At 70.0% G+C, this 23,564-nt stretch carries 25 protein-coding genes and 1 pseudogene; 11 read left to right on the plus strand and 15 right to left on the minus strand.

What is annotated here, in order from left to right:
• Positions 1 to 210: 210 nt before the first annotated feature.
• Complete coding sequence (locus C1J00_RS14870) at positions 211 to 444, plus strand: helix-turn-helix domain-containing protein (RefSeq protein WP_102909551.1); 234 nt, start codon at positions 211 to 213, stop codon at positions 442 to 444.
• 44 nt (positions 445 to 488) lie between these two features.
• Here the strand turns inward: C1J00_RS14870 and C1J00_RS14875 are convergent, their stop codons facing one another.
• The 4 genes from C1J00_RS14875 to C1J00_RS14890 all read right to left on the minus strand — a co-directional run bounded on the left by C1J00_RS14875 (position 489) and on the right by C1J00_RS14890 (position 2,289).
• Entirely contained in the window at positions 489 to 1,157 is a 669-nt protein-coding gene (locus C1J00_RS14875) for a class I SAM-dependent methyltransferase (protein WP_102909552.1), read from the minus strand.
• Between the two features lie 69 nt (positions 1,158 to 1,226).
• Positions 1,227 to 1,700, minus strand: a complete 474-nt coding sequence (locus tag C1J00_RS14880; RefSeq protein WP_219728348.1) for a glycine-rich domain-containing protein — start codon at positions 1,698 to 1,700, stop codon at positions 1,227 to 1,229.
• Between the two features lie 32 nt (positions 1,701 to 1,732).
• Complete coding sequence (locus C1J00_RS14885; protein ID WP_102909553.1) at positions 1,733 to 1,954, minus strand: hypothetical protein; 222 nt, start codon at positions 1,952 to 1,954, stop codon at positions 1,733 to 1,735.
• The gene (locus tag C1J00_RS14890) at positions 1,951 to 2,289 is read right to left on the minus strand and encodes a hypothetical protein (protein WP_102909554.1); all 339 of its coding nucleotides are present in this window, start codon (positions 2,287 to 2,289) and stop codon (positions 1,951 to 1,953) included. Before C1J00_RS14890 ends, C1J00_RS14885 begins: the two co-directional genes overlap by 4 nt.
• A 142-nt stretch (positions 2,290 to 2,431) precedes the next feature.
• Between C1J00_RS14890 and C1J00_RS14895 the strand changes: the two genes are divergently transcribed.
• Positions 2,432 to 3,190: a GntR family transcriptional regulator gene (locus tag C1J00_RS14895; RefSeq protein ID WP_102909570.1), complete on the plus strand. Its 759-nt coding sequence runs from the start codon at positions 2,432 to 2,434 to the stop codon at positions 3,188 to 3,190.
• An 18-nt stretch (positions 3,191 to 3,208) separates the two neighbouring features.
• Complete coding sequence (locus C1J00_RS14900) at positions 3,209 to 3,388, plus strand: hypothetical protein (RefSeq protein WP_102909555.1); 180 nt, start codon at positions 3,209 to 3,211, stop codon at positions 3,386 to 3,388.
• 477 nt (positions 3,389 to 3,865) lie between these two features.
• Here C1J00_RS14900 and C1J00_RS14905 read toward each other — a convergent pair whose 3' ends face one another.
• On the minus strand, positions 3,866 to 4,072 hold the full coding sequence (locus tag C1J00_RS14905) for a hypothetical protein (RefSeq protein ID WP_102909571.1): 207 nt from the start codon (positions 4,070 to 4,072) through the stop codon (positions 3,866 to 3,868).
• Between the two features lie 107 nt (positions 4,073 to 4,179).
• Here C1J00_RS14905 and C1J00_RS46745 point away from each other — a divergent pair, with 107 nt between their 5' ends.
• Together C1J00_RS46745 and C1J00_RS14910 are read left to right on the plus strand one after the other, a co-directional pair.
• The gene (locus C1J00_RS46745; protein WP_245936347.1) at positions 4,180 to 4,341 is read left to right on the plus strand and encodes a hypothetical protein; all 162 of its coding nucleotides are present in this window, start codon (positions 4,180 to 4,182) and stop codon (positions 4,339 to 4,341) included.
• Between the two features lie 51 nt (positions 4,342 to 4,392).
• A complete protein-coding gene (locus tag C1J00_RS14910; protein WP_245936344.1) occupies positions 4,393 to 5,352 on the plus strand; it encodes a tyrosine-type recombinase/integrase in 960 nt (319 codons plus the stop codon).
• A gap of 276 nt (positions 5,353 to 5,628) precedes the next feature.
• Here the strand turns inward: C1J00_RS14910 and C1J00_RS14915 are convergent, their stop codons facing one another.
• Positions 5,629 to 6,174 (minus strand): hypothetical protein, encoded by a 546-nt coding sequence (locus C1J00_RS14915; protein ID WP_102909556.1) that lies wholly within the window; start codon positions 6,172 to 6,174, stop codon positions 5,629 to 5,631.
• A gap of 28 nt (positions 6,175 to 6,202) precedes the next feature.
• Positions 6,203 to 6,796, minus strand: coding sequence for an ATP-binding protein (locus C1J00_RS14920; protein ID WP_245936345.1), 594 nt, complete (start codon positions 6,794 to 6,796; stop codon positions 6,203 to 6,205).
• 232 nt (positions 6,797 to 7,028) lie between these two features.
• Here C1J00_RS14920 and C1J00_RS14925 point away from each other — a divergent pair, with 232 nt between their 5' ends.
• Together C1J00_RS14925 and C1J00_RS14930 are read left to right on the plus strand one after the other, a co-directional pair.
• Positions 7,029 to 7,259, plus strand: coding sequence for a DUF397 domain-containing protein (locus C1J00_RS14925; RefSeq protein ID WP_102909558.1), 231 nt, complete (start codon positions 7,029 to 7,031; stop codon positions 7,257 to 7,259).
• Positions 7,260 to 7,411: 152 nt separating this feature from the next.
• Positions 7,412 to 8,326, plus strand: a complete 915-nt coding sequence (locus C1J00_RS14930; RefSeq protein WP_102909559.1) for a helix-turn-helix domain-containing protein — start codon at positions 7,412 to 7,414, stop codon at positions 8,324 to 8,326.
• A 54-nt stretch (positions 8,327 to 8,380) separates the two neighbouring features.
• On the opposite strand, the gene C1J00_RS14935 is transcribed toward C1J00_RS14930, so the two are convergent.
• Positions 8,381 to 9,208, minus strand: coding sequence for an SAM-dependent methyltransferase (locus C1J00_RS14935; protein ID WP_102909560.1), 828 nt, complete (start codon positions 9,206 to 9,208; stop codon positions 8,381 to 8,383).
• A 441-nt stretch (positions 9,209 to 9,649) separates the two neighbouring features.
• On the opposite strand from C1J00_RS14935, the gene C1J00_RS14940 reads away from it, so the two are divergent.
• Complete coding sequence (locus tag C1J00_RS14940; protein WP_102909561.1) at positions 9,650 to 11,323, plus strand: hypothetical protein; 1,674 nt, start codon at positions 9,650 to 9,652, stop codon at positions 11,321 to 11,323.
• 9 nt (positions 11,324 to 11,332) lie between these two features.
• Here the strand turns inward: C1J00_RS14940 and C1J00_RS14945 are convergent, their stop codons facing one another.
• Positions 11,333 to 11,977 (minus strand): hypothetical protein, encoded by a 645-nt coding sequence (locus C1J00_RS14945; protein ID WP_102909562.1) that lies wholly within the window; start codon positions 11,975 to 11,977, stop codon positions 11,333 to 11,335.
• A 53-nt stretch (positions 11,978 to 12,030) separates the two neighbouring features.
• On the minus strand, positions 12,031 to 12,237 hold the full coding sequence (locus C1J00_RS14950; protein ID WP_180989560.1) for a hypothetical protein: 207 nt from the start codon (positions 12,235 to 12,237) through the stop codon (positions 12,031 to 12,033).
• A 71-nt stretch (positions 12,238 to 12,308) separates the two neighbouring features.
• On the opposite strand from C1J00_RS14950, the gene C1J00_RS14955 reads away from it, so the two are divergent.
• Complete coding sequence (locus tag C1J00_RS14955) at positions 12,309 to 12,482, plus strand: CsbD family protein (protein ID WP_102909563.1); 174 nt, start codon at positions 12,309 to 12,311, stop codon at positions 12,480 to 12,482.
• Between the two features lie 109 nt (positions 12,483 to 12,591).
• On the opposite strand, the gene C1J00_RS14960 is transcribed toward C1J00_RS14955, so the two are convergent.
• The 4 genes from C1J00_RS14960 to C1J00_RS14980 are packed head-to-tail and all read right to left on the minus strand — an operon-like array spanning position 12,592 to position 18,010.
• Positions 12,592 to 13,584: an ABC transporter ATP-binding protein gene (locus C1J00_RS14960; RefSeq protein ID WP_102909564.1), complete on the minus strand. Its 993-nt coding sequence runs from the start codon at positions 13,582 to 13,584 to the stop codon at positions 12,592 to 12,594.
• Positions 13,577 to 15,517 (minus strand): dipeptide/oligopeptide/nickel ABC transporter permease/ATP-binding protein, encoded by a 1,941-nt coding sequence (locus tag C1J00_RS46750; protein ID WP_245936346.1) that lies wholly within the window; start codon positions 15,515 to 15,517, stop codon positions 13,577 to 13,579. The genes C1J00_RS14960 and C1J00_RS46750 overlap by 8 nt, the downstream gene beginning before the upstream one ends.
• A 14-nt stretch (positions 15,518 to 15,531) precedes the next feature.
• Positions 15,532 to 16,458 carry an ABC transporter permease gene (locus C1J00_RS14975; protein ID WP_102909565.1) on the minus strand — a complete coding sequence of 309 codons (927 nt, stop codon included), beginning with the start codon at positions 16,456 to 16,458 and terminating at the stop codon, positions 15,532 to 15,534.
• Between the two features lie 10 nt (positions 16,459 to 16,468).
• Positions 16,469 to 18,010, minus strand: a complete 1,542-nt coding sequence (locus C1J00_RS14980) for an ABC transporter substrate-binding protein (RefSeq protein ID WP_102909566.1) — start codon at positions 18,008 to 18,010, stop codon at positions 16,469 to 16,471.
• Between the two features lie 206 nt (positions 18,011 to 18,216).
• Between C1J00_RS14980 and C1J00_RS14985 the strand changes: the two genes are divergently transcribed.
• On the plus strand, positions 18,217 to 21,393 hold the full coding sequence (locus C1J00_RS14985; RefSeq protein ID WP_102909567.1) for an RICIN domain-containing protein: 3,177 nt from the start codon (positions 18,217 to 18,219) through the stop codon (positions 21,391 to 21,393).
• 49 nt (positions 21,394 to 21,442) lie between these two features.
• On the opposite strand, the gene C1J00_RS14990 is transcribed toward C1J00_RS14985, so the two are convergent.
• On the minus strand, positions 21,443 to 22,897 hold the full coding sequence (locus tag C1J00_RS14990; RefSeq protein WP_102909568.1) for a glyceraldehyde-3-phosphate dehydrogenase: 1,455 nt from the start codon (positions 22,895 to 22,897) through the stop codon (positions 21,443 to 21,445).
• A gap of 157 nt (positions 22,898 to 23,054) precedes the next feature.
• Here C1J00_RS14990 and C1J00_RS14995 point away from each other — a divergent pair.
• Positions 23,055 to 23,564: pseudogene (locus tag C1J00_RS14995) on the plus strand (hypothetical protein); the annotation flags it as partial.

A 23,564-nucleotide genomic window follows, 5' to 3' on the forward strand; every position in this document is an offset into this window, starting at 1 on the left:
GTGTCTGGTGGGCGGGCGTCCGGTGCGTGTCGCGTTGGGCGCCCGCTCTTAGTGCTGTAGCGGTAAGCGCGTTCTGTCACGTGAATGTTACGGATGGTTCTGTTGTCAACTAACGGCGGGGTTGACCTGCTGCTCGACTACCCGCCCTAGATCGAAAAATGTACAGCCGACGATACAGACTCAAGATCATTCAGGGGCAAGCGTTGGCAGGTGCCATCCGCCCCACCCCCCGACTGGATCCTGCAGCGCCGCCGCGAAGTCGGTGACCGCATCCGCGATGCCCGCTTACACGCCAACCTCACCCAGGAGAAACTCGCCGAACTCGCGGACATGGACCGACAGACCATCAACCGCATCGAGCAGGCCCACGCCAGCCCCAAGCTCGACAACCTCTTCCGCATCGCCGACGCCCTCGACGTGCCCCTCGCCGACCTCGTGAGGTGAGCGGGCCGCTGGCGAAGGGCACGCTTCAAAGGCGGCCGAGGTGGTCACGCGCGGGCTTGAACGATCAGAGTGCCGACTTTGCGCGGCCCTGGCGGTGCAGCCAGCACGGTCGCGCGCACGTCCATGTAACCGTGCTCGGCCAAGAGGTGCTCCCAAGCGTCGGGCTCGTGGTCCCACCGCTTCACGACAAGCGGGTCTTCGTCCGGACTGCGCGGGATGTATGAGGCCTGGCAGCCGTAGCAGCCCTCGACCGGCGGCCGTTGAGAGAACACCAGCCTGCCGCCCGGCCGTAGCCGCTCGCGCACGGCGGGCAGCAGTCGAGCGGGGTCGGTGAACCACACGGCTCCGCACACCGAGTACACCGCGTCGAACATCTCCTGGGTGCCCTTCAGGAAGGTAACGGCCTCGGCCTGGTGCAGGTCCAGCCCGAGCATGTGTCCCCACCGTTGATGCGCGGCGCCAAGCTGCTTGGGAGAGATGTCGACACCCACGGCCTGCATGCCGATGGCGGCGAGGTGCGCGGCGTTGCCGCCCTTACCGCAACCGAGGTCAAGCACGCGGCCGCCAGGCGGCAGCCCCAGGAGTTCGGCTCCGGGACCGTGGTCGGCGTACTGGGTCCAATTGAACCAGGTCGTCTCGCCGCGGGCGTTCGTCGGCCGGCGGTCGGGCCGCTGCCGCGAGTAGGTGTCCCAGGCGATCGCCGTGTCTGTCACTGCCTGCTCCGCTCTTCGGGCCAGCCGCCCGGTGTAGACACCGGACGGCTGGAGTTTTACACGGTCGCGCTACGACTGCTTGCCGCTGTTGGGGCTGTCGGTGCATCCGGCGTGGCACTGCGAGCAGTCCGCCGAGTTGCCCCACAGTTCGTGGTCGACGCTGTATCCGGCGGCCTCGATGGCTGCGAGAGTGCGCTGTCGGGTCTCGGCGTGGTGGTCGGGCGGCTCCTCGCCGTCCCCGGTCGGGACGTGGTGGACGAAGCGGCCTACGACCTGCTCGCAGAAGCGGGCGTAGTCGACGGTGTGCAGGATGAACGCGTGCCAGCCGATGTCGACCAGCTTGCTCGGTGCGAGCGACTGCCCGGACTGCTGCCCGGAGGCGGCGATGAATGCGGCGGCCTGGCCGATGATGCGGCGCGCGGTCGCAGTGTCGATGTCCGGGTGGTCGGTGGTGATGCGGCGGGTGAGCTGGTCGGCAATCTCGGGCTCGACCAGGGTGAGCGGGTCGGTGTTGCCCACGGGACGTTCCAACGCGATGGTCACGTGATTCCTCCTGCTGTGGACTGTGCCTCTGGTCAGAGGCGGTTGGCCCGCCCATCACTGGGGGCGGGGGTCTGTGTAGAGGTGCAGGCCCGGCAGGCGTACACCTCGATGTCGAGGGCGTGGGCGCCCATCCGGCCGCGCGAGATGCCCGCGCTGACGCCGCCGCTCATCAGGGATTTGCCGCACCAGCAGCACGCCCAGCCGTCGTGCTGAGCTCTTGTCAACTCAGTGGCGGCCGGCGGCTGGGGCTTCACCGGTTCGTCCCTACCTGCGCCCACAGGCCGCACTCGTCGGTGGTCAGCCCCGCGAGGGCGCTTAGGGCGATGACGATCTGCCAGCCGGGCCCGTGGCTGTGGATGAGCGGCAGCGGGTCGGGGCCCTCTGCTGTGATGCGAATGCGGGAATCGGCCGTCGACAGTGTCATGTCGACGACGGGGGCGCCCGAGCCGAGGATCGCGATGTACAGCTCGTTCGCGATGAGCGGGGCGTCGGGGTGCTTCACGCGGCCGGCGGTCCACAGGCGGACGTGGGCTGCCTCGATGGGCTCGCCCTTGAATGCCTTCTGCCATGTATGACCCGACTCGGGCATGACTGTCCCCCCGCTTGAGCGGATTCCGGATACGGGTAGTACTTATCCGTATCCAGATTGTCGCGATGATTGGCGCTGGTCAAGCGGGACGGGCAGAGTATGCGTATCCAGATTGACGTGATCGCTCGAAGTGGAGGCCTCCGTGGCACAGCCCGAGTACCTGCGGATCGCCGCCGACCTGCGACGGCGCATCTCTCCGGGCGGGGAGTTCGGGCCGGGCGACCAGATCCCAACGATCCCTGAACTGTGCGCCGAGTACGGCGTATCCGAGGCTCCGGTTCGTAGCGCCCTACGGCTCCTGACGAACGAGGGGCTCGTCGAGGCGCGGGCCCGAGCTGGCACACGGGTGCGGCCGCGGCCTGCGATTCACCGTATGGCGGCCGACCGGTACCGCTCCACCCCCGGCACCAAGGCCACGCCCTACACGAGGGATCAGGGCATCGGATGGAGTGAGTATCGGCTCGACAAGCGGTTCGAGCGGGTGCAGGCCGACACTGAGCTGGCGGCGCTGTTCGAGTGCGAGGTGGGCGAGCGGCTACTCGCCCGGCACTTCGTGTTCTACGACAACGACGAGCCCACACAGATGAGCACCAGCTACGTTCGGTGGTCCGATGTCGCTGGCACGCCCGTGGCCGACCCCATCCACGAGCCCTGGCCGGGCGGGACGCGGGCGCAGTTGGGCAGCCTCGGCATCCGGGTCACGACGATCACGGAGTCGTTCACGGCGGGCATGCCGTCCGAGTTGGAGGCGGCGACGCTACGGATCGGCGCTGGCGTTCCAGTGCTGCGGTACACCCGGCGGCACATCGCGGACTCCGGCCGGGTCGTTGAGGTCGCTCACCCGATCGTGCGGCGCGGTGACACGACCATCGTCGACTTCCGGATCGAGTTGGACGACTGATCACCGTAGGCTGGTCGCGTGTCCCCCGATCTTGCGACGTCGCTTCCTGTGCGCTCTGCTGACGACCTGAACCAGGCGATCCGTGCCCTGTGGTCGCATCCGGCGGTGCCGCTCACCGATGGGCAGCGGGCAGAGTACGCGCGGCTGCTGGCCGAGCTGCGGCGCGTCGAGCGCGGGGACGTCGTCGAGGCTGCTTGATCATTTTGCGCGTGCCCGCGCAGTGGTCACTGACCCGCCTTTCCGTACCCATGCGCGTAGGGGCCGCCTGCGTGACCGGCCAGGTTCACCATTCCGGCTCACTCCTAGGTGTGCCAAATGTGAAGCAATGAAACTCTGGAACCCAAATATCCGCCGTATTGGAGGGCGTCAGTGGCTACCCAGATGACCGTTAACCAAGTGATCGATGAGCTGGTCAAGCTTCGAAATGCAGGTTTGGGCGATACCTGGCTCTGGATCGTGACGCCCGATAAGGGCACCTCCTGGCCTTGCAAGGAGGTGCACAACGGCTTGAAGTGTGATGAAGGCGAGTACGGGGGCCCCTTGGTATGGGCGACGGATGACCGAAGCTCCGTCGAATGACGTATCTGGCGGCTGTGCGGCTCGCGGAGGCGGCCGAGGTGTGACGTAGGGCAGAGGGCCCCGCCCGCCGTAGCGGACGAGGCCCCGTGCGGCCGGTCAGGCGATGACGTGGTGCACCCACCATGCCGAGAACCCGACCCACCCGACGACGAACAGCACCTTGCCCGCCTTCGTATGGACACGGAACCAGCGGCGCGTCGCCGCCGACAACGTGGCCTCCTGCCGGGCGGAGCGCAGTGCATACGTCTCCACCGCCGCGCCCGCCAGGATCAGACCGCCCCACACCGCGTCGCCCGGATTCACCGGCCCGCCGCCTGCCACAACGCCACACCCAGCGAGCCCATAGCCGTCAGCACCGCCACGGCGGGCAGAGGCCACCGGTTCTTCTCGATCGCGTCGAGCCGCGCTTCATGATCGTCGCGAAGAAGGACAAAGCCGGTGAGGTGATCACCGACCCGAAGACCGGGAAGCCGGTGATGAAGCGCAAGCAGCACACCATCACCAAGGACAAGAAGAAGGAGGTCGAGGCCGAAGTCGCCCGCATTCGCGGGCAGATGGCCGTTGGGACGTAGATCGCCAAGAGCGACATCACCGTGGCGGAGTGGCTGGATGAGTGGCTTCGGATGAAGGCCCGGGACATCGAGGCGACGTCCATCCACGGCTACCGGAAGAGCCTGATCCACGTTTACGACATGCTGGGGCACGTCCGTCTACAGGACCTTACCGAGGACATGGTGCAGGACTGTGTCGACCGGATGGTGGCGCAGGGGCGCCGCAGGAGCGGCACGCCGGGCACGCGGCTGGCGGTCAGCACGGTCCAGCACGCAATCGACCGGTTCAGGCAGGCCCTGGCTCGGGCGGTCACGCGGAAGCTGATCCCGGAGAACCCGGCGAAGTTCGTGCGGGTGTCCCTCGTGGATCGGAAGGCGGACAGGCGGGAGCGGCGGCGTGAGAAGCCGTGGACCGTGACCGAGGTGCAGCTGTTCATCAAGGGCATCCAGGACGATCGGCTGCATGCCCCGCTCCTGCTCAGCCTGATGGGCCTGCGGCCGGCCGAGGTGTGCGGTCTGCGGTGGTCTGACGTTGACCTGACGCTTGGCACTCTTGAGACGGTCAGCACGCGCACGATGGTCGCGAACAAGACGGTGGTGGAGAAGGACACCAAGACGGAAGCCGGTGAGCGCGTGTTGCCGCTTCCTCAGGGGGTGTGGGAGGCGCTGCGAAAGCTGCGGGCCCGGCAGGCCGCCGAGAAGCTGGCGGCTGGCGAGGCGTACACCGACAGCGGGTTCGTGGTGGTGGACGAGCTCGGGGTGCCGGTGAACACGCGGCAGCTGCGTGAACAGCACGCGCACCGGCTGATGGGGGAGCTCGGGTTGCGGAAGGTCAGGCTGTACGACGCCCGGCACTCCTGCCTGACCTACCTCGCCAACAACGGCGTGATGGACCACATCCTCGCGGCGTGGGCCGGGCACACCAACGTGGGTTTCACGAAGAAGAAGTACGTCCACCCGGATGTCGAGGATCTGCGGGCGGCTGCTGTCGTCTGGGATGGCTTCCATGGCGGTGAGACGGCACGGTCGTGAGAGATTGTGAGATGTGGCGGCCCGTGGAGCGCGTGAAGTGCCCGGTGACCTGGGCTTTCTGATTCGCTCGTAGAACCATGTGCCATGTCTGCACTGCCCGGCCCCGGGAGGCGAGGGGCATCACCCATGGTGACAAGGGGTCCTCACCGTTTCGTCACGTCTGCGGGCCTGACGGGCTTGCCACCCATCGGTGAAGGTACGACCGGCCAACCGGAGAACGTACGGCAGTCTCAGGCGCGCGGCGAGCGGGGGCTCAGACGCCCGGCGAGCTGGGTCTCAGGCGCCCAGCGAGCGGGCCAGCTCGGTCGTGGCCCGGGCGATCTCGCCGTCCTCGTCCGCCATCAGCCGGCCCAGCTCACCGCGCCGGGACCGCACCGCCTGGCGCGCCGCACGCTCCCACACCACCGGGTTCTCCCGGTGGTTCAGCAGCTTCGGATAGACGGCGGCGGTGCTCTCCCACTGCCGGGCGTCGGCGATGTTCTTGAGCAGCTGGATGATCTGGGCGCGGCAGGTCACCTGCGGCAGCTTCGCCAGCTCCCACAGGAACGGAACCGTGGCCGCGGTCGCCTGCTCCACCACGAAACCGAACTGGCAGATCCGTTTCCGTAGGTCGTCGAGTGCGGAGCGGGCGGTGTCGGCGTCACCCCCCGCGATGCCGGTGAGTAGGTGGGGGATGGCCGCCGCCGAGCCCGTGGAGTCCTGGATGTCGGCCCACGGCACGCGGTCCAGTGCCGTGAGCAGCGTGTTCCGGGCTACCCCGGCCGGGGCGTCGGGGCGCTGAGGGCGCTTGCTGCTCGGGTGTTCCGTCGAAGCGCTGCGCATGGCGAGGGGCCTTTCCGCGGCAGTCGTGTCAGATGGGGGGACAGGATGTGGCCGGCCGGGTCGACAACCTGGCCCAGACCGTCTTGCCCGCCGGGGGGCTGGGGGCCCAGCCCCACTCCTCGGACAGGGCGTCGACGATGCACAGCCCCCGGCCGTGCTCCTCCAGGTCGATGCCCGCCGATCGGTACACCGGCGGGTGGTCGTCGGGGTCGGAGACGGTGACCAGCAGGTGGCTGGGGTCCAGGAGGAATCCGAGCCGGATCTCCGGCACACCCGGCGCATCCGGGGCTCTCGGTGCCGCGTGCGTCGCGGCGTTGGCGGTGAGCTCGGTGATGACGAGGGTCGCGTCGTCGCAGCGGTGGTCGAGCGACCAGCCGTGCAGGGTGTCGCGGGTGAAGGACCGGGCCCGAGCGAACCCCTCCCGGCTGCACTGGACTCGCAGTGTGGCCGAGGCGGACAGGGCACCCGAGAACTGGGGCAGTGTCCTCGGCACCGAGGGCGGGGCCCCGTACGGCGAGGTGGTGTGCGGGCCGGCCGGGACGGCGTGGCTCGCCGCGGGGGCGCCCGCGTGTGCCGCAGCCCGACTCGGCGGCCGGAGCACGTGCTGCGCAGGTGATGACACGGCATCTCCCCGATGCGACGTCAGGACGCGGCGTCAGCCCGGGGGTTGACGCCGCAGCTATTATCCACGCTGAAGGCGCCCGCGTGCAATTGCACGAGAAATTGCGTGAGAATCAAGCCGTTGTGGGTACGCAAGCCGGGGACGAGAGCGGTCGAAGGGACCCGCCCGCACTCGTCCGGACGGCCGGGCACACCGTGCGCGGCGGGAAAACGAGAACAGCAAGGAGACTGCGGTGCCACCAGTGCGGAACGGAGTGCGGGCAAGCTCGTTGGAAGCCCGCTGGATGAAGAGTCGGCACAGCAACGCCGAGGGCAACTGCGTCGAGGTCGCCCCCCTCGTCGACGGCGGGATCGCCCTGCGCAATTCCCGCGACCCCGACGGGCCCGCCCTCGTCTACACGTCGGCCGAGGTGGCGGCCTTCCTGGCCGGGGCGAAGGACGGCGAGTTCGACCACCTGCTGTGAGGAACGGCCCTGCTCGTGCGGCGGCGTGATGCCCTCGGGGAGAAGCGGAGCTCAACTCCCCACTTCTGCGGGGGTCTTGCGGGTGGGTGCGTGAAGACCTGGTGAAGTGCGATAGTGTAAATCGCCCTTGTGCCGGTCTGCTGGGAGTCAGGATGTCCGCCGCGTCGCATCGCATCTCCCGTCTGGAACCCTACCTGGACAGGCCCGAGCCGGCGCCGACCCTGCTGAAGATGCTGGTCGGTGTACAGCTCGCCGGCTTCCGTGAGGACGCCGGGTTCGCCCAGGACCAGGCGGCGCGGGCTGTCGGGTTCAGTGCCGCGAAGTTGTCCCGCATCGAGTCGGGCAAGGGCCGCCGCCCGCCGACGGAGAGCGACGTCCGCGCCCTGCTGGAGCTGTACGGCACCGACGACTACGAAGTCTCCGTGCTCCTCAAGCTGCTGCAGCGGGCCGGTGAGCCCGGCTGGTGGCAGCGGTACGACAAGCGGCTGATGCCCGAGTGGTTCGACCGGCTGGTCGGGCTGCAGGAGGCCGCCGCCACCATTCGTACCTTCGAGATCCAGTACGTGCCCGGTCTGTTGCAGACAGCCGCCTACACCCAGGCCGTGGTGGAGCGAGGCCTGCCGAACGCGCCTGCCAGTGAGGTGGAGCGTCGCGTCGAACTGCGCAAGCGCCGGGCCCGGTTGCTGTCGCGGGCCGACGCGCCGCAGCTGTGGGCGATCATCGACGAGTCCGTGCTGCTGCGCGTCCTCGGCAGCACCGATGTGATGCGGGAGCAGCTCGCGCACCTCGTCGAGATGGCCGAACGCTCCAACGTGACGTTGCAGATCGTGCCGTTGAGCGTCACCAACGCCTCGGCGCCGGCCATCCCGATCACATATCTGCGCTTCGGCGGCCTCGATCTGCCCGACGTGGTCTACCTGGAGCACATCAAGAGCGCGAACTTCCTCGAGGACCGCGACGAGACCGAGGAGTACCGGATCGCGCTCGACCGGCTCGCGGACGAGGCTCTCAAGCCCCGTGACTCGCTGGAGCTGCTGGGGCAGACGATGGAGCAGCGCTACCGGTGACGCACGGATGCCCCGCCCGGGACGGTCATCGTCCCGGGCGGGGCATCACCGTGGTCACTTCTCCAACGGGATCCGCCCGACGCCGCCGAACTCGATCCACTCGTGGGTGAGCTGACGGGGCGCCACCTCGGTGTCCGGACGCCAGGTGGACACCTCCACGATCCCTGGCTCCAGGATCTCCAGGCCCTCGAAGTACGTCTCCACGTCCTTCGGCTCCCGTACGCGGCCCCAGTTGCCCTGCGTGGCCTGGTCCATGAAGTTCGTGACGAAGGCGCGGACCTCGGGGTCCTCGCTGACCAGCTGGCACATCACCATGAAGCTGCCGGGCGCCAGCCGCTCCCGCACGCGCCGGGCCACCGCGAGCGGCCCGTCGGTGTCGCTGTCCGGGATGCAGTGGAACACCGAGTTGAACAGCACGCACACCGGCTCGTCGAAGTCGATCAGCCGCTTGGTGTCGGCGTGGCCGAAGATCAGGTCGGTCTCGCGCAGGTCCGCGTGGATGACGGTCGTCCGCTCGTCCTGCTCCAGCAGCGCGCGGCCGTGCACCAGCACCATCGGGTCGTTGTCGACGTAGACCACGTGGGTCGTGGGGTCGATGCGCTGGGCGACCTGGTGGACGTTGTTCTGCGTCGGCAGGCCGGATCCGTGGTCCAGGTACTGCCGGATGCCGTAGTCCTCGGAGAGGGTCTTCACGACCCGCTGGAGGAAGCGCCGGTTGTTCAGGGCCAGGCGGCGCGTGCTGGGGACGACCTTGTCGAGTTCCTCGCACGCGGCACGGTCCGCCGCGTAGTTGTCCTTGCCGCCCAGGTAGTGGTCGTACATGCGCGCTGCCGTCGGCACGTTCGCGTCGATCTCGGTGGACAGCTGCTTCTCGGAGTGCATCGTTCCCCCTGCAAGGTGTCGCGCCAACGGACTGGCTGGACAGGAAGTACATCCTAGAGAGCGGGAGTTGGGCGGTGCCAGCCCACCGGCGAAGGTGCCCACGATCGAACGACAAGATGACTTTGGCTCGTGTAGCCTTACGCACCTTGAGTAACCATTCGCACGCTTTGTGTCACCGACGCCCGGGCCCGACGCCCGGGCCCGACGCCCGGGCCCGACGCCCGGGCCCGACGCCCGGGCCCGACGCCCGGTCGCTCCGCGATGATGGCTGCGTACTCGTCGAGCGGCCGCGAGCAGAGGTCGAGCCGTTGTTCCCGCTCGCCGGCAGGCCGGGATAGGGCTTCGAACCGCTAATCTGGAAATACGAGAATTGATCGGAAGTCGAGGGCGTGTCCGCAACCGCTATTCTCACGGCCCCGGCCGCTTTTCCAGGAGAAACTCATGGGCGAGTATTACGACCTCGGTACGTACAGCCGTCCCGTCACCACGTCCTCCGCAGCTGCTCAACTCTGGTTCGATCGCGGTCTGGTGTGGACGTACGCCTTCCACCACGAGGAAGCAGTCGCCTGCTTCGAAAGGGCGGCCGAGGCCGATCCGGAGTGCGCGATGGCGCATTGGGGAATCGCCTACGCGCTCGGCCCGAACTACAACAAGCCCTGGGAATTCTTCGAGGGCGAGGAACTGGTGCGGACCGTCGCACGCACGCACGCCGCCGTGGAACGCGCCCACGAAAAGGCCGCCCGAGCCACCCCGGTCGAGCGGGCCCTCATCGGCGCGCTGCGGGCCCGCTATCCGCAGCCGGAGGCCGTCGAGGACTGCTCGGTGTGGAACGAGCCCTACGCGGACGCGATGCGCGTCGTGTACGAACTGGCACCCGGCGACCCGGACATCGCCACCCTGCACGCCGACGCCGCGATGAACCTCACCCCGTGGCAGCTGTGGGACCTCAGGACCGGTCAGCCGGCCGAGGGCGCCCGGACCGCCGAGGCCGGGGCCGTGCTGGAAGGCGCCCTCGCCACCGAGGCCGGCGTACGGCACCCGGGGATCCTGCACCTCTACATCCACCTGATGGAGATGTCCCCGACCCCGGAGCGGGCCCTCACCGTCGCCGACCGGCTGCGCGGCATCGTGCCCGACGCCGGGCACCTGCTCCACATGCCCTCACACCTGGACGTCCTGTGCGGCGACTACCGTCAGGTCGTCTCTGCCAACAGCGACGCGATCGCCGCCGACGAGAAGTACCACCGGCAGGCCGGGGCGATGAACTTCTACACCCTCTACCGGGCGCACAACTACCACTTCAAGATCTACGGCGCCATGTTCCTCGGCCAGGCGCAGGTCGCCCTGGACACCGCCGCCCGGCTGGAAGCGGCCATCCCCGAAGACCTGCTCCGCGTGCCGAGCCCTCCGATGGCCGACTGGCTGGAAGCCTTCCTGGCCATGCGCGTTCACGTCCTGATCCGCTTCGGCCGCTGGACCGAGATCCTCGAACTGCCCGCCCCGGCCGACCCGGAGCTCTACGCGATGACTGTCGCCATGCGGCACTACGCCCGAGGCGTCGCGCTCTCCGCCACCGGCGAGGTCGACCGGGCGGAGGCCGAACGAGAGCTCTTCCGGGCGGCGGTCAGCCGGGTGCCCGAGACGCGGATGCTGTTCAACAACACCTGCCACGACATCCTGGCGATCGCCGCGGCCATGCTGGACGGCGAACTCGAGTACCGCAGGGGCAACCACGACGTGGCCTTCGCCGCCCTGGAGCGCTCCATCGAACTGGACGACAACCTCCCGTACGACGAGCCCTGGGGCTGGATGCAGCCCACCCGCCACGCCTACGGGGCACTGCTGCTGGAGCAGGGCCGTGTGGCGGAGGCCGAGGCCGTCTACCGTGCCGACCTCGGCCTCGACGACACCCTGCCCCGGCCCCTCCAGCACCCCGGCAACGTCTGGGCCCTGCACGGCTTCCACGAGTGCCTGCTCCGCACCGGCAAGACCGGCGAGGCGGCCCTCGTGGCCCACCAGCTCAAGATGGCGAGCGCGCTGGCCGACGTGCCGATCCAGGCGTCCTGCTTCTGCCGGCTGGAGGCAGCGGAGCCCGCCGACGGGTGCTGCCACTGACCCCGGGGGTCAGTGCCGGTTGAGGCGTGCGAGCTCCAGCGCCCGGGTCATGGCCGGCCGGTCCCGCTGCCGCCAGGCGGGGTCGGTGGTGAGGGACATCAGAAGCTCCGGGGTCAGTCGGTAACCCTCCGCGTGCGCCAGCAGAGCCTCCGCCTCGCGGAACGACGTGGCGCCGTGATCCTCGTCGGCGACCGTGCGCAGCACATCGTCACGGTCGGTGAAGCGGCTCATGCCGCAGTCGAGCCCGTCGTCGTCCAGGGTGCCGGGGTACGGGGCGCGGGCCCAGGCCCCGTTCTCGTACCAGTAGACACAGCCCAGTTCATTGCCGCTCAGCAGGTCCCCGAGCTCATCGTGGGGGAGCCAGGCGGGGGCGTCGGCGAGCAGGTCGACCGGCGGCTCGTGCCACTTGCAGCAGCTCGACTCGTCCTCGCCGAAGAGCACGTACCGCCCCGCGCCCCGCGGTGCGAACCCCCACCATGTGCAGCCGGAGTCGTCCAGACGGAGCCCGGTGTCGTCCACCCAGGTCCCCGTGCGGTGGTGCGCCTGCCGCTCGTGCGCCGTGGTCGCCTCCAGTACGGCGATGAGCGTCCAGCGCGCCCACAGCACCTCCGGCGACGGCAGGTCTCCGGGCAGCCCGGGCCGGTTGATGGTCATGCACTGTCCCCGCTCGTCCCACCGATCATGATCACGCTCAGCCTCTCACGGGGTCAAGGCCCCCGGTCGGCGGCCGATCGGCGTCCCGGCTCGGCGCGCACCAGGACGATCCCGTACACGCCGATCCACACCACCCACATCAGCCATCCGGTGAGCCCGAGAAGTCCGAGCGGACCGGGGCGGTCGATGACCACTGGCGTCAGCGCGGCCGAACCGAACAGCAGGGCGGCCGAGACCCTACCGGGGCCGAGCCCGGACACGTTTGGGACGCCGCCCCAGCGGTCACTCGTGTGGTGACCCGTAGTCGAACACGACGTGGAGTGAGCTGGCCGTGGCTGGAGATCAGAAGGGCAAGGCGAAGGCCGAGCAGGCCAAGGGCAAGGCCAAGGAGGCGATCGGCCGCGCGGTGGGCAACGAGCGGCTGGAGGCCGAAGGCCGGGCGGAGCAGTCCAAGGGCGACGCCCGGCAGGCCAAGGAGAAGACCAAGGACGTCTTCAAGCACTGAATCGTCCGCACGAGTACCGAGCGTGTGACGGTGCCGCGTCCCGGTGACGGACGCGGCACCGCACTGTGCCGAAAATCCCGGGCTCGGCCCCGGGGGACCGACTCGCCGGTCACGCCGCAGAGGCCTCTTCCAGGGGGAAGTGGCAGGCGGCTCCGTGAAGCGGCGCACCGGGCGGTGGCGTGGGAACGGTCTCGGCGCACAGGTCCCGCACCCGCGGGCACCGGGTCCGGAACCGGCATCCGGAGGGCGGGTCGGCCGGTGACGGGAGTTCACCGGTGAGCAGGACACGCTGCCTTCGGCGCCCGCCGGCCACGGGGGAGGGCGCGGCGGACAGCAGAGCCTCGGTGTACGGGTGGTGAGGTCGCTCGTAGACCTCCTCCGTGGGGCCCGTCTCCACGATCTTGCCGAGGTACATCACGGCGACTCGGTCGGCCAGGTGCCGCACCACGGACAGGTCGTGCGAGATGAACACGTACGACAGGCCCAGCTCGTCCCGCAGGTCGCACAGCAGGTTGAGTACCTGCGCCTGCACCGACAGGTCCAGCGCGGAGACGGGCTCGTCGCAGACGATCACCTCGGGCTCCAGTGCCAGGGCCCGGGCGATCCCGATCCGCTGCCGCTGCCCTCCGGAGAACTCGTGTGGAAGGCGACGCGCGTCCGAGGCACGCAGGCCGACCATCTCCAGCAGGCCCGCCACGCGCGCCGCCCGCCGCGACGCCGGGACGAGGGACCGGTGGGTCAGCCAGGGCTCGCCGATGAGCTCGGCCGCGGTGAGACGGGGGTTGAGCGAACCGAACGGATCCTGGAAGACCATCTGCACCTTCCGCCGCCAGGCCAGAAGACCCGCGCCCGACAACGCGAAGGGGTCGACGCCCCCGTACCGGACGCTGCCCGCGTCGGGCCGCTCCAGCCGCAGCAGGACCCTGGCCAGGGTGGACTTGCCGCAGCCGGACTCACCTACCAGGCCGAGGGTCTCCCCGCGGGCCAGGGTGAGGTCCACCCCGTCCAGTGCCCGCAGCCGCGTGCCGCCCCGCAGTGTCCGCCGGACGGCGAAGCTCTTGGCCAGACCGGTGGCCGCAAGCAGGGCCTCGTGCTCAGGCATCGGCCAGGTCCTTCCCGAAGTGGCAGGCGGCGGCCCGGCCGGGTCCGGTGCCGTTCAGTGCGGGCCGGTGCGTGGCGCAGCGTTCCCGGGCCAGGGGACAGCGCGTACGGAACGCGCAACCCGCCGGCACGGCACCCGGGTCCGGCGGGCCGCCGGGAATGGAACGCAACCGCGCTCCCCGATGCTGCTCGGCCGGGACCGACGCCAACAGGCCCTGTGTGTAAGGGTGGTGGGGCTTGCCGAACACCTCCGCCACCGGCCCGGTCTCCACGACGGCGCCCGCGTACATGACGGCGACCCGGTCCGCGTGCTCGGCGGCGAGCCCGAGGTCGTGCGTGATCAGGACGAGCGCCGTCCGCTGCTCGCCGCCCAACTCGGCGAGGAGGTCCATGATCTGGGCCTGCACGGTGACGTCCAGAGCAGTCGTGGGCTCGTCGGCGATCAGCACCTTCGGCCGCAGGGCGACCGCCGTCGCGATCAGCAGACGCTGCCGCATGCCTCCGGAGAACTGGTGCGGATAGGCGTCCGCCCGGGAGCCGGCCTCGGGGATGCCCACGCGTTCCATCAGCTCCACCGCCCTGGCCCGCGCCGCCCGCCGGGACATGCCCTCGTGGATACGGAACGGCTCGGCGAGCTGCGTGCCGACGGTGAGGACGGGGTTGAGCGCGCTGAGCGCGTCCTGGAAGACCATGGCCAGATGCGGGCCGGCCAGCCGTCGCCTGGCCCGCGGGCCGATGGCGAGCAGGTTCACGCCGTCGAGGCGCACCTGCCCGCCGGTCACCTCCGCGACCGGGTCGAGCAGCCCGGCGACGGCGTGCGCGGTCATGCTCTTGCCGCAGCCCGACTCGCCCAAGAGCGCGAGCGTCTCGCCCGACCGCACGGTGAAGCCCACCCCGCGGACCACCTGGACGGGCCCGGCCGGGGTGTGGACGTCGACGGACAGGTCCTCGACGGCCAGGACGGCCCCGTTCGACGGGCGGGTGCCGTTCCCCGCCGCTGAACGCTCCCGCTCGCGACGCGGCCTCTTACCGCCAGTCCGTCCGAGCGCCTCCCGCCACCGCTGCCCCGGATCGGCCGTCAGCCGTGCCCACGATGCGAGAGCGGTCGCCGAGACGGTCGTGACGACGATGGCGAGCCCCGGGAAGAACGCGATCCACCAGGCGCTCTGCAGCTCCTGCCGACCCTGCGCGACCATCAGTCCCCAGCTGACGTCCGGCGGTTGGATGCCGATGCCCAGGAAACTGAGTGAGGACTCGGCCAGCATCACGAAACAGAAGTCGAGGGCGGCGACGGTGAGCAGCGTGGGCAGCACGCTCGGGGCGACATGCCGCCGGATGGCGGCCCAGCCGCCCGTGCCGAACGTACGGGCCGCGTCCATGAACAGCCGGCCGCGCAGCTCCGCCGCCTCCGCCCGGGCGGTACGCAGATAGACCGGGATCCGGGCCACGGCCAGCACCAGAACGAGGCTCGCGGCACTCGGCGAGAAGACGTACAGCACGACCACGGCCAGCAGCAGGGAGGGGAAGCTGAGGATCACGTCGGCCACGCGCAGCGACACGTTCTCGCGCAGGCCGCCGTGATAGCCGGCCCACATACCCCACACGGAGCCGACGGCGAGGGAGCACAGGACGGCGGGCACCGCCACGGCCAGCGTGGTCCCGGCCGCGGTCAGCAGCCGCGCGGCGACGGGGCGGCCGAGGGAGTCACTGCCGAGGACGAAGGCCCAGCCGTGGTCGAGGCTGAAGGGAGGCCGGTCCGGAGCGCGCAGGTTCTGACGAGTCGCCAGATCCGCGGCCAGGAGCGGCCCCAGGACGGCGCACAGCGCCACCAGGACCAGCACCAGGGCCGCCGCGCAGGCGAACCGGTCCCGGAGCAGCAGGGCGAACCACCGCCGCCGTACGGCCGGACCGCCGGCCTCGGATGTGTCGAGCATGTCCCGTCCTCGGCTCATGCCGCCGCCCGCTGCCGTACCCGCGGGTCCAGGAGCGCGTGGCAGAGGTCCACCAGGATGTTGAGGGCGAAGATCGCCAGAGCTGTCAGGAGCACCGCCGCCTGCAGGACCGCGAAGTCGCGCTGCAGCACCGAATCGATCATGAGCTTGCCGATGCCGGGCCAGCCGAAGATCGTCTCGACGACCACGGCCCCGTTGACCAGCCCCACGGCCAGGTCGCCCGCGACGGTGAGGGCCGGTGCCGCGGCGTTCCTCAGCGAGTGCCCGAAGACCACCCTGGGTTCGGAGGCCCCCTTGCCGCGCGCCACCTTCACGTACGGGGCGGACAGCGCGGAGACCATGGCGCCCCGTACCACTTGGACCAGCACCCCGAACGGACGGATGAGCAGCGTAGCGACGGGCAGGACCCACGCCGCCGCCCCGCTGGTGCCGGAGGTGGGCAGCCAGCCCAGGGTGACCGCGAAGACCAGTACGCCCATGATGGCGATCCAGAAGTCGGGGACGCTCGCGGCCATGGAGGACAGGAAGCTCGCGATCCGGTCGGTCGCCGAGTTCGGCCGGTAGGCCGCCAGGCTGCCGATGGCCACGGCGCCCACGATGGCGAGCAGCATCGTCCAGCCGGCCAGTTGCAGTGTCGCGGGGAAGGCGCGCAGGACGGCCTCGCCGGCCGGCTGGGCGGTGCGCAGCGACTCGCCGAAGTCGAGGTGCGCGACCTGGGCGAGATAGTCGCCGAACTGGGTGACCAGCGGTTCGTCCAGGCCGTTTCGGGCGGCGAACTCCGCGCGCATCTCAGGCGTCGCGCTCAGCGGCAGATACAGATTGGCGGGGTCTCCGGTGAGGCGGGCCAGGAAGAACACGCCGAGGACCACCACCATCAGCGGGATGACGCTGGACACGGCGCGGCGGCGTAACAGGGTCAGCACGGGTCCTCCCTCAGTCCTGGCGCCGCATGTCGGCGAGTCGCATCTCGTCGTTGGTGGCCGAGTCGGGCCGGTAGCGGACCTTGGGGGAGAGGGCCAGCAGTCCGGTCATGTTGGCCATCACGGCATCCCGTACGACCTTGTCGTTCTGGTAGTCGAACGCGTCGGCGAAGGCCCGCTGCCGTTTTCCGCCCGAGGCGAGCTGCGCCCTGGCGATGCGCGCGTCGAACTCGGCGGTGCCGTAGCTGCTCTGGGCGCCGTCGCTGCCGTAGATCTGTCCCATCGTGAACGCGGCGTCCCCGGCCTGGTTTCCGTGCTGGGCCTGGAGCAGGGTGGGGCCGGTGTCGCCGGTGGGGAAGGGGCGCAGCAGGTACTCCAGCCAGGCGTTGACGTCGAGCATCTTGATCCTGACCTTCAACCCGGCCTTGAGCAGGCCGTCCTGAACGACCTCCATGGCCTCGGCGGCCTTCGGGTAGATGCCGTTGCGGCCGATGATGGTGAGGGTGGTGTCGGTCCGTACCCCGTCGGCGCGGGCCTCGGCGACGAGTCGCCGGGCACGTTCCGGGTCGTACGGCCAAGGATCTATGCGCGGGTTGTAGCCGGTGACGCCCTTCGAGACGAGCTGTCCGCTGGGCCGGCCGGCGAAGACGGCCGTCGTCAACCCCTCGCGGTCGATGGCGTAGTTGACGGCCCGGCGGACCCGGATGTCGTCCAGCGGCGGCTTGGTGGCGTCGATCCGCAGGTAGGAGACCTCGTTGGTGGCGAACTCGACCGCCCGGTCACCCGCCCCGTCCTCGGGGGCGAGCCCGATCGCGACATCCGCCTCGTCGTTCGTCACCATGGCCGCGCGCACACTGCCCTCGGCGCGCCAGACATAGGTGGCCGCGGAGAAGTCCGGGGTCTTGCCCCAGTAGCCGGAAAAGCGCTTCAGCCGCAGGTAGCGGCCCTGGTTCCACTCGTCGATCCGGTAGGGCCCCGTTCCGACCGGCTCGCGCACGCGGGAGTCGGGGTCGGTGCCGGTCGGCACGATCTCGACGAACGACAGTCGTAGGGGCAGGATCGGATCGGGCTTCGACGTGGTGACCCGGAGGGCGGTGTCGTCCAGGGGCGTGGCCGTGAGCTCGGTGTCGGCGAAGATGTATCCGTCGACGTTGCAGTCGATGCCCGAGTCCGTGGCTCGCTTGATCGAGAACGCCGCCGCGGCCGCCGTGAACGGCGAGCCGTCGTGGAAGGTGACCCCTGTGCGGAGGGTGAAGGTCCAGGAAGTGGCCGACGTACGGGTCCACTTGGTGGCGAGAGCGGGTTCGAGGCCTCCGGTGGACGGTTCGCGCTCGGTGAGGGCCTCCGTGATGTTGGCCCGCGTCACCCTGCCCGTCGCCGTCAGCGAGGCGTCACAGGGTTCGAGGGTCGGCGGTTCCTCGGGAAGGACGATGCGCAGGGTGCCCGGGCCGCCGCCGACGGGGTCGGCACCCGCCACCGAACAGCCGGAGGCGGCGAGCAGGACGACGAGGGACGTGACGATCGGACGACTGCGGGACGGGCCTGGGCCGGGCACGGTTCCTCCGCGTTCACTCGCGTGCACAACAGAGAACGTTGTTTAGATATGTGGACGATCATTATTGGGGTGCCCGGCCGGAACCCGTCAAGGGGTGTGCGTCGGTTCTCAACTCGTCCCGCCTCTTGACGTGTTGATTGCCGTCCTAAAACATTCGGGAAACTCGATTGGTTCTGCGCGGTTCTGTTCGCTCTCGAAGGGAATTCATGTCCAGCAGACATCGCCTCGCCCGGGTGGCACTGGCGATCACCGTCCCCCTGGCGCTCGGTGCGGGCCTCATGGCCGTGCCTCCCGCCGCCGCTGCCGCCGACCCGCCCGCGAGTGCGGTCACGGTTCGGATCGACCCGTCCTACCGGCAGCAGGAGTTCGAAGGGTGGGGGACGAGCCTCGTCTGGTTCGCCAACATCACCGGCCGCTACCCCGAGCCCATTCGGCAGAAGCTCGCCGACATGCTGTTCGGCAAGGACGGACTCCGCCTCAACATCGCGCGCTACAACATCGGCGGCGGCAACGCCCCCGACGTCCGCAAGGACTACATGAAGACCGGCGCGACGATGGACGGCTTCTGGAAAGCCCCCGAGGGCACCACGAGGGAGGACACCGACTGGTGGAACCCCCACGACCCCGAGCACTGGGACTGGTCCGCCGACTCCGGCCAGCGCTGGTGGGTGGACCGCGTCAAGGACAAGGTGACCCGCTGGGAGGCGTTCAGCAACTCACCGCCCTGGTTCCAGACCGTCAGCGGCTACGTCTCCGGCGGTTTCGACGCGAACACCGACCAGATACGGGCGGACCGCGTCGACGACTTCGCCACCTACCTGGTGAAGGTCGCCGACCAGCTGGAGAAGAAGCACCGCATCAGCTTCGACACCATCGCCCCGCTCAACGAGCCCAACACCAACTACTGGGGCACCCAGATCGGCCCCGACGGGCAGCCCACCGGCGGCCGCCAGGAGGGCGCGCACGCCGGCCCCGAACTCCAGCAGAAGGTCGTACTGGCCCTGCAGCGCGCACTGAAGAAGGCGCGAACCGGCGCCAAGATCTCCGCGATGGACGAGACCAACCCCAGCACCTTCGTCCGCAACTGGAACGCCTACGACGGCACCGCCCGCGCCGCCGTCGACCAGCTCAACGTCCACACCTACGGCACCGGCATGCGCACCAGCGCCCGCGACAGCGCCAAGGCCGCGGACAAACCGTTCTGGATGAGCGAGGTCGAGGGCACCTGGGGGACCGGCACCGACTTCACCGGCATGGAACCGGGCCTCGGCATCGCCACCCGCGTCGTCGAGGACATGCGTGAACTGGAACCCGACGCCTGGGTGTTGTGGCAGCCGATCGAGGACTCCATCCCGCAGGCGCAGGCAGGCAAGAACTGGGGCAGCATCCACGTCCCGTTCAACTGCACCGCCGAGGACACGCTTCGGACCTGCCCGGTCAAGGCCAACACCAAATTCCACACCCTGCGCAACTTCACCCACCACATCCGCCCCGGCGACCACTTCGTCAAGGCCGACGACCCCTCCAGCGTCGCCGCCGTACGCAAGTCCGGCCGCGGAGCGACGGTGGTGCACGTCAACAACGGCACGACCGAGCGCGCGGTGACCGTGGACCTCTCGAAGTTCCGACGGGTCGCCCCCGGCGCCACCGTGACCCCCGTGGTGACCAGCGCCGGCGGTGCGCTCGTCCGTGGCACGCCCGTCAAGGTGAAGAACGACTCGGCCACCGTGACCGTCCCGGCCAAGTCGGTCACCACCCTCCTCGTCGACGGCGTCTCCGGCACCGCCGAGGACGCCGCACTCGTCCAGGACGGCCACGTCTACCGCCTCCAGGGCACCCAGAGCGACAAGTCCCTGGCACCGTCCGCCGAGGGCGACGGCGTCGTCGTCCGTACGGCCGACCCGGCCGCCAAGTCCCAGCTGTGGAGGGTGAAGCAGCTGACCCGCGGCGAGGGCAACCGTGAGCGCTACGCCCTCGTCAACGCCGCGAACGGCAGGCACCTGGCCGTACGCGACGACGAGGCCGTACTCGAAGACGGAGCCACACCGGCCGCACAGTGGATCATGTCCACCACCGGCGACGACACCTGGACCTTCGTCAACGCCGCGACGGGCCGCCTCCTCGACGTCGTCGGGCAGTCGACCGCGGACGGAGCCCGCGTCTCGGCCCACCTTCCGACCTCCAACGCGAACCAGCGCTGGGGCGTGACCGACGAGACGGTGCTCCGTACGCAGCCGGCCAAGGCGTTCACCGTCCCCGGCCACGCGCCCGAACTGCCCGGGACCGTGACGCCCGTCTTCCGCGACGGCGCCCGCGGAGCGCTCCCCGTGCAGTGGACGCTGCCCTCCGAGTCACGCTGGCGCAAACCCGGAACGGTACGCGTGAAGGGCCGGGCCACCGACGCCCTCGGCCGGACCGTCCGGGCCGAAGCGGTGGTCACCGTGGACACCATCGCCTCCACCCTCCCGGCCCGCGCCAAGACCTACACCGGCGGGCGGCCCGACCTCCCCGCCACGGTCACCGGCGTGGGACGGCACGGCGGAACCGCCGAACTCCCGGTCACCTGGGAGCCCGCACCCGCAGGCGCCTTCGACGCCACCGGCGTGGTGACCCTGCGCGGCACGGCCCGGATCCCGGGCGCGGACACGGCCGCGGCGACCGTACGCGTCCAGGTCTCCGCGCCCCGGGAGACCGACGCCGCGCGCGGCGAGGGCGTGACGGTCGGCGCCACCTACACCGAGAGCGGTTACTCCGCCGAGCGCCTGCGCAACGGCACCACGTCCGAGAAGGCATGGTCGAACTGGAGGTCCGGCACCAAGAACCCCGCCGACACCATCACCTTCACGCTGCCGGAGGCCCGCGATCTGACCCGGGTCGTGACCCACTTCCACCGCGACGGCGCCAACGTCAGCTTCGCGGAGTCCCTCAAGGTTCAGGTGCGGGATGCCGACGGCACCTGGTCCGACGCGAGCGACCAGGTCGCCGTCGGCACCGAGGGGACACCGGTGGTCGACGTCCCGGTGCGCGCGGCCGGCCCGGCGACGGGCGTGCGTGTGGTGATGACGGCCCGCCCGGGCGGCTACATCACGCTCGGGGAGATCGAGGTCCACGCCAAGGCGCCGGGCACCTCCGCGGACGCGGCCGCCGCGTCGGTCGAGCTGGACGGCGAGCCCCTGGCCGGTTTCGACCCGGACCGGACGGCCTACCGGGTGGCGGCCGACCGCCCGGACCGGGCCCGGATCACCGCCACACCGCGTGACCCCTACGCGAAGGTGACGGTGAGCAAGGACGCGGCCGGGGGCAAGAGGGCCCACATCGTCTCCGTGACCAGCGAGGACGGCTCACAGACGCGGGAGTACAGGATCGAGCTGACCCGCCGCTGAACACAGGGAAGCGCGGGGCCCGCACGCCCCGCGCTTCCCTGTTCCGGGATCAGACCGCCGGAGCCGGGTACGTCGGGTACTCCACGCCGGACACATGCTGCACGACGCGGATGACCTGGCACGAGTAGCCGAACTCGTTGTCGTACCACAGGTAGAGGATCGCGTTGTCGCCGTCGACCTTGGTGGCGCCGGCGTCGACGATCGAGGCGTGGCGCGAGCCGATGAAGTCGCTGGAGACCGCGTCGGGCGCCGTGGTGAAGTCGATCTGGCGCTTGAGCGGTGAGGTCAGGGAGACGTCACGCAGGTGGTCGAGAACCTCCTCGCGGGTGGTCTCCCGGCCGAGCCGCAGGCTGAGGATCGCGATCGAGACGTCCGGGACCGGCACGCGGATCGAACTGCCGGTGATGGGCGCCTTGAGGTCGGGCAGCGCCTTTGCGACGGCGGAGGCGGCACCGGTCTCGGTGATGACCATGTTGAGCGGCGCGGACCGGCCGCGGCGGTCGGCCTTGTGGTAGTTGTCCAGCAGGTTCTGGTCGTTGGTGAACGAGTGGACCGTCTCCACGTGGCCGCGCTGGACCCCGAACTCGTCGGCCATCGCCTTCAGCGGCGGGACGATCGCGTTCGTGGTGCAGGACGCGCAGGACAGGATCTGCTCGTCCGGCTTGATCGTGTCGTGGTTGACGCCGTGCACGATGTTGGGGACGTCGCCCTTGCCGGGCGCGGTCAGCACGACCTTGTCGATACCGGGGCGCAGGTGCTCGGACAGGCCCTCGCGGTCGCGCCACTTGCCGGTGTTGTCGATGAGGATGGCGTCCTTGATGCCGTACGCCGTGTAGTCGATCTCGGACGGGTCGTTCGCGTAGATCACCTTGATCGCGTTGCCGTTGGCGACGATCGTGCTGTTCGCCTCGTCGACGGTGATGGTGCCCTGGAACTGGCCGTGGATCGAGTCGCGGCGCAGCAGCGAGGCACGCTTGACGATGTCCTCTGCGGCCCGTCCGCCCCCACCGCGCACGACGATGGCCCGCAGCCGCAGACCGTTGCCCGAGCCGGACTTCTCGATGAGCAGCCGGGCGACGAGCCGGCCGATGCGGCCGAAGCCGTAGAGGACGACGTCCCGGCCCTCACGGCGCTCGATCTTATTGGCGCCCGTGGCACCGGCGACGGCCTCCGCGGTGAACTCCGCGACCGACAGGCCGCGGTCGTCCTCGCGGTACGTGGCGGCGAGCATGCCGATGTCGATCTGGGACGGCCCGAGGTCGAGTTCGGCGAGGGTCTTCAGGAAGGGCAGCGTCTCGGTGACCGAGAGCTCCGCACCGGCGATCTGCCGGGCGAAACGGTGGGTCTTGAGGATGCTGACCACCGACTTGTTCACCAGGGAGCGGCTGTGCAGCAGGACCGTCACGTCCCGCTCCCGGTGCAGCTTCCCGATGATCGGGATCATCGACTCCGCGATCTCCTCGCGGTTCTTCCAGTTGGTGAACGAGTCGTCGTTGAGAGTCACGAATCCATCTTTCGAGCTAGGCGGCGCTCATATGTTAAACCGTCGATTTCCTGATCATGAACGGGGGCCTCCGACGCGTTCGGCGGCCTCTCCGCGCGCCCCTCATGACAGGTCCTGAGACGATCAAAAGAGGATTTTCCGCGCGAAAGGGGTGCACATGGACTACGACTCCGTGGCCGACGAGCTGTACGCCCTGCGCCCGGAGGAGTTCACCGCCGCCCGCGCCTCCGCCGTGGCATCCGCCCGCACCGCCGGTGACCGGGAACTCGCCGACCGGATCGGGGCGTTGCGCAAGCCCAGCCTCGCCGCCTGGGTCAGCAACCTGCTGGTCCGCAGCAGCCCCGGGGAGGTCGAGCCCCTGCTGCGCCTGGGGGAAGGGCTGCGACAGGCGCACCAGGACCTGGACGGCGCACAGCTGCGTGAGCTGAGCCGCCGGCAGCACGCGCTCATCCGCGCCCTTTCCCTGCAGGCCCGGCAGCTCGCCGAAGGGGCCGGTCATCCGATCGGCGAGGGCGTGCAGCGCGAGGTCGAGAACACCCTGCACGCCGTCCTGGCCGACCCCGAGGCCGCGCAGGCCTGGGCGGGCGGCCGCCTGACCAAGCCGCTGAGCGCGGCCGTCGGCTTCCCCGCCGTCGCCGAGGCCGCCCGGCCGCAGCGCCCCGAGCCC

This window comes from Streptomyces cahuitamycinicus (genome assembly GCF_002891435.1).
Taxonomy (GTDB): domain Bacteria; phylum Actinomycetota; class Actinomycetes; order Streptomycetales; family Streptomycetaceae; genus Streptomyces; species Streptomyces cahuitamycinicus.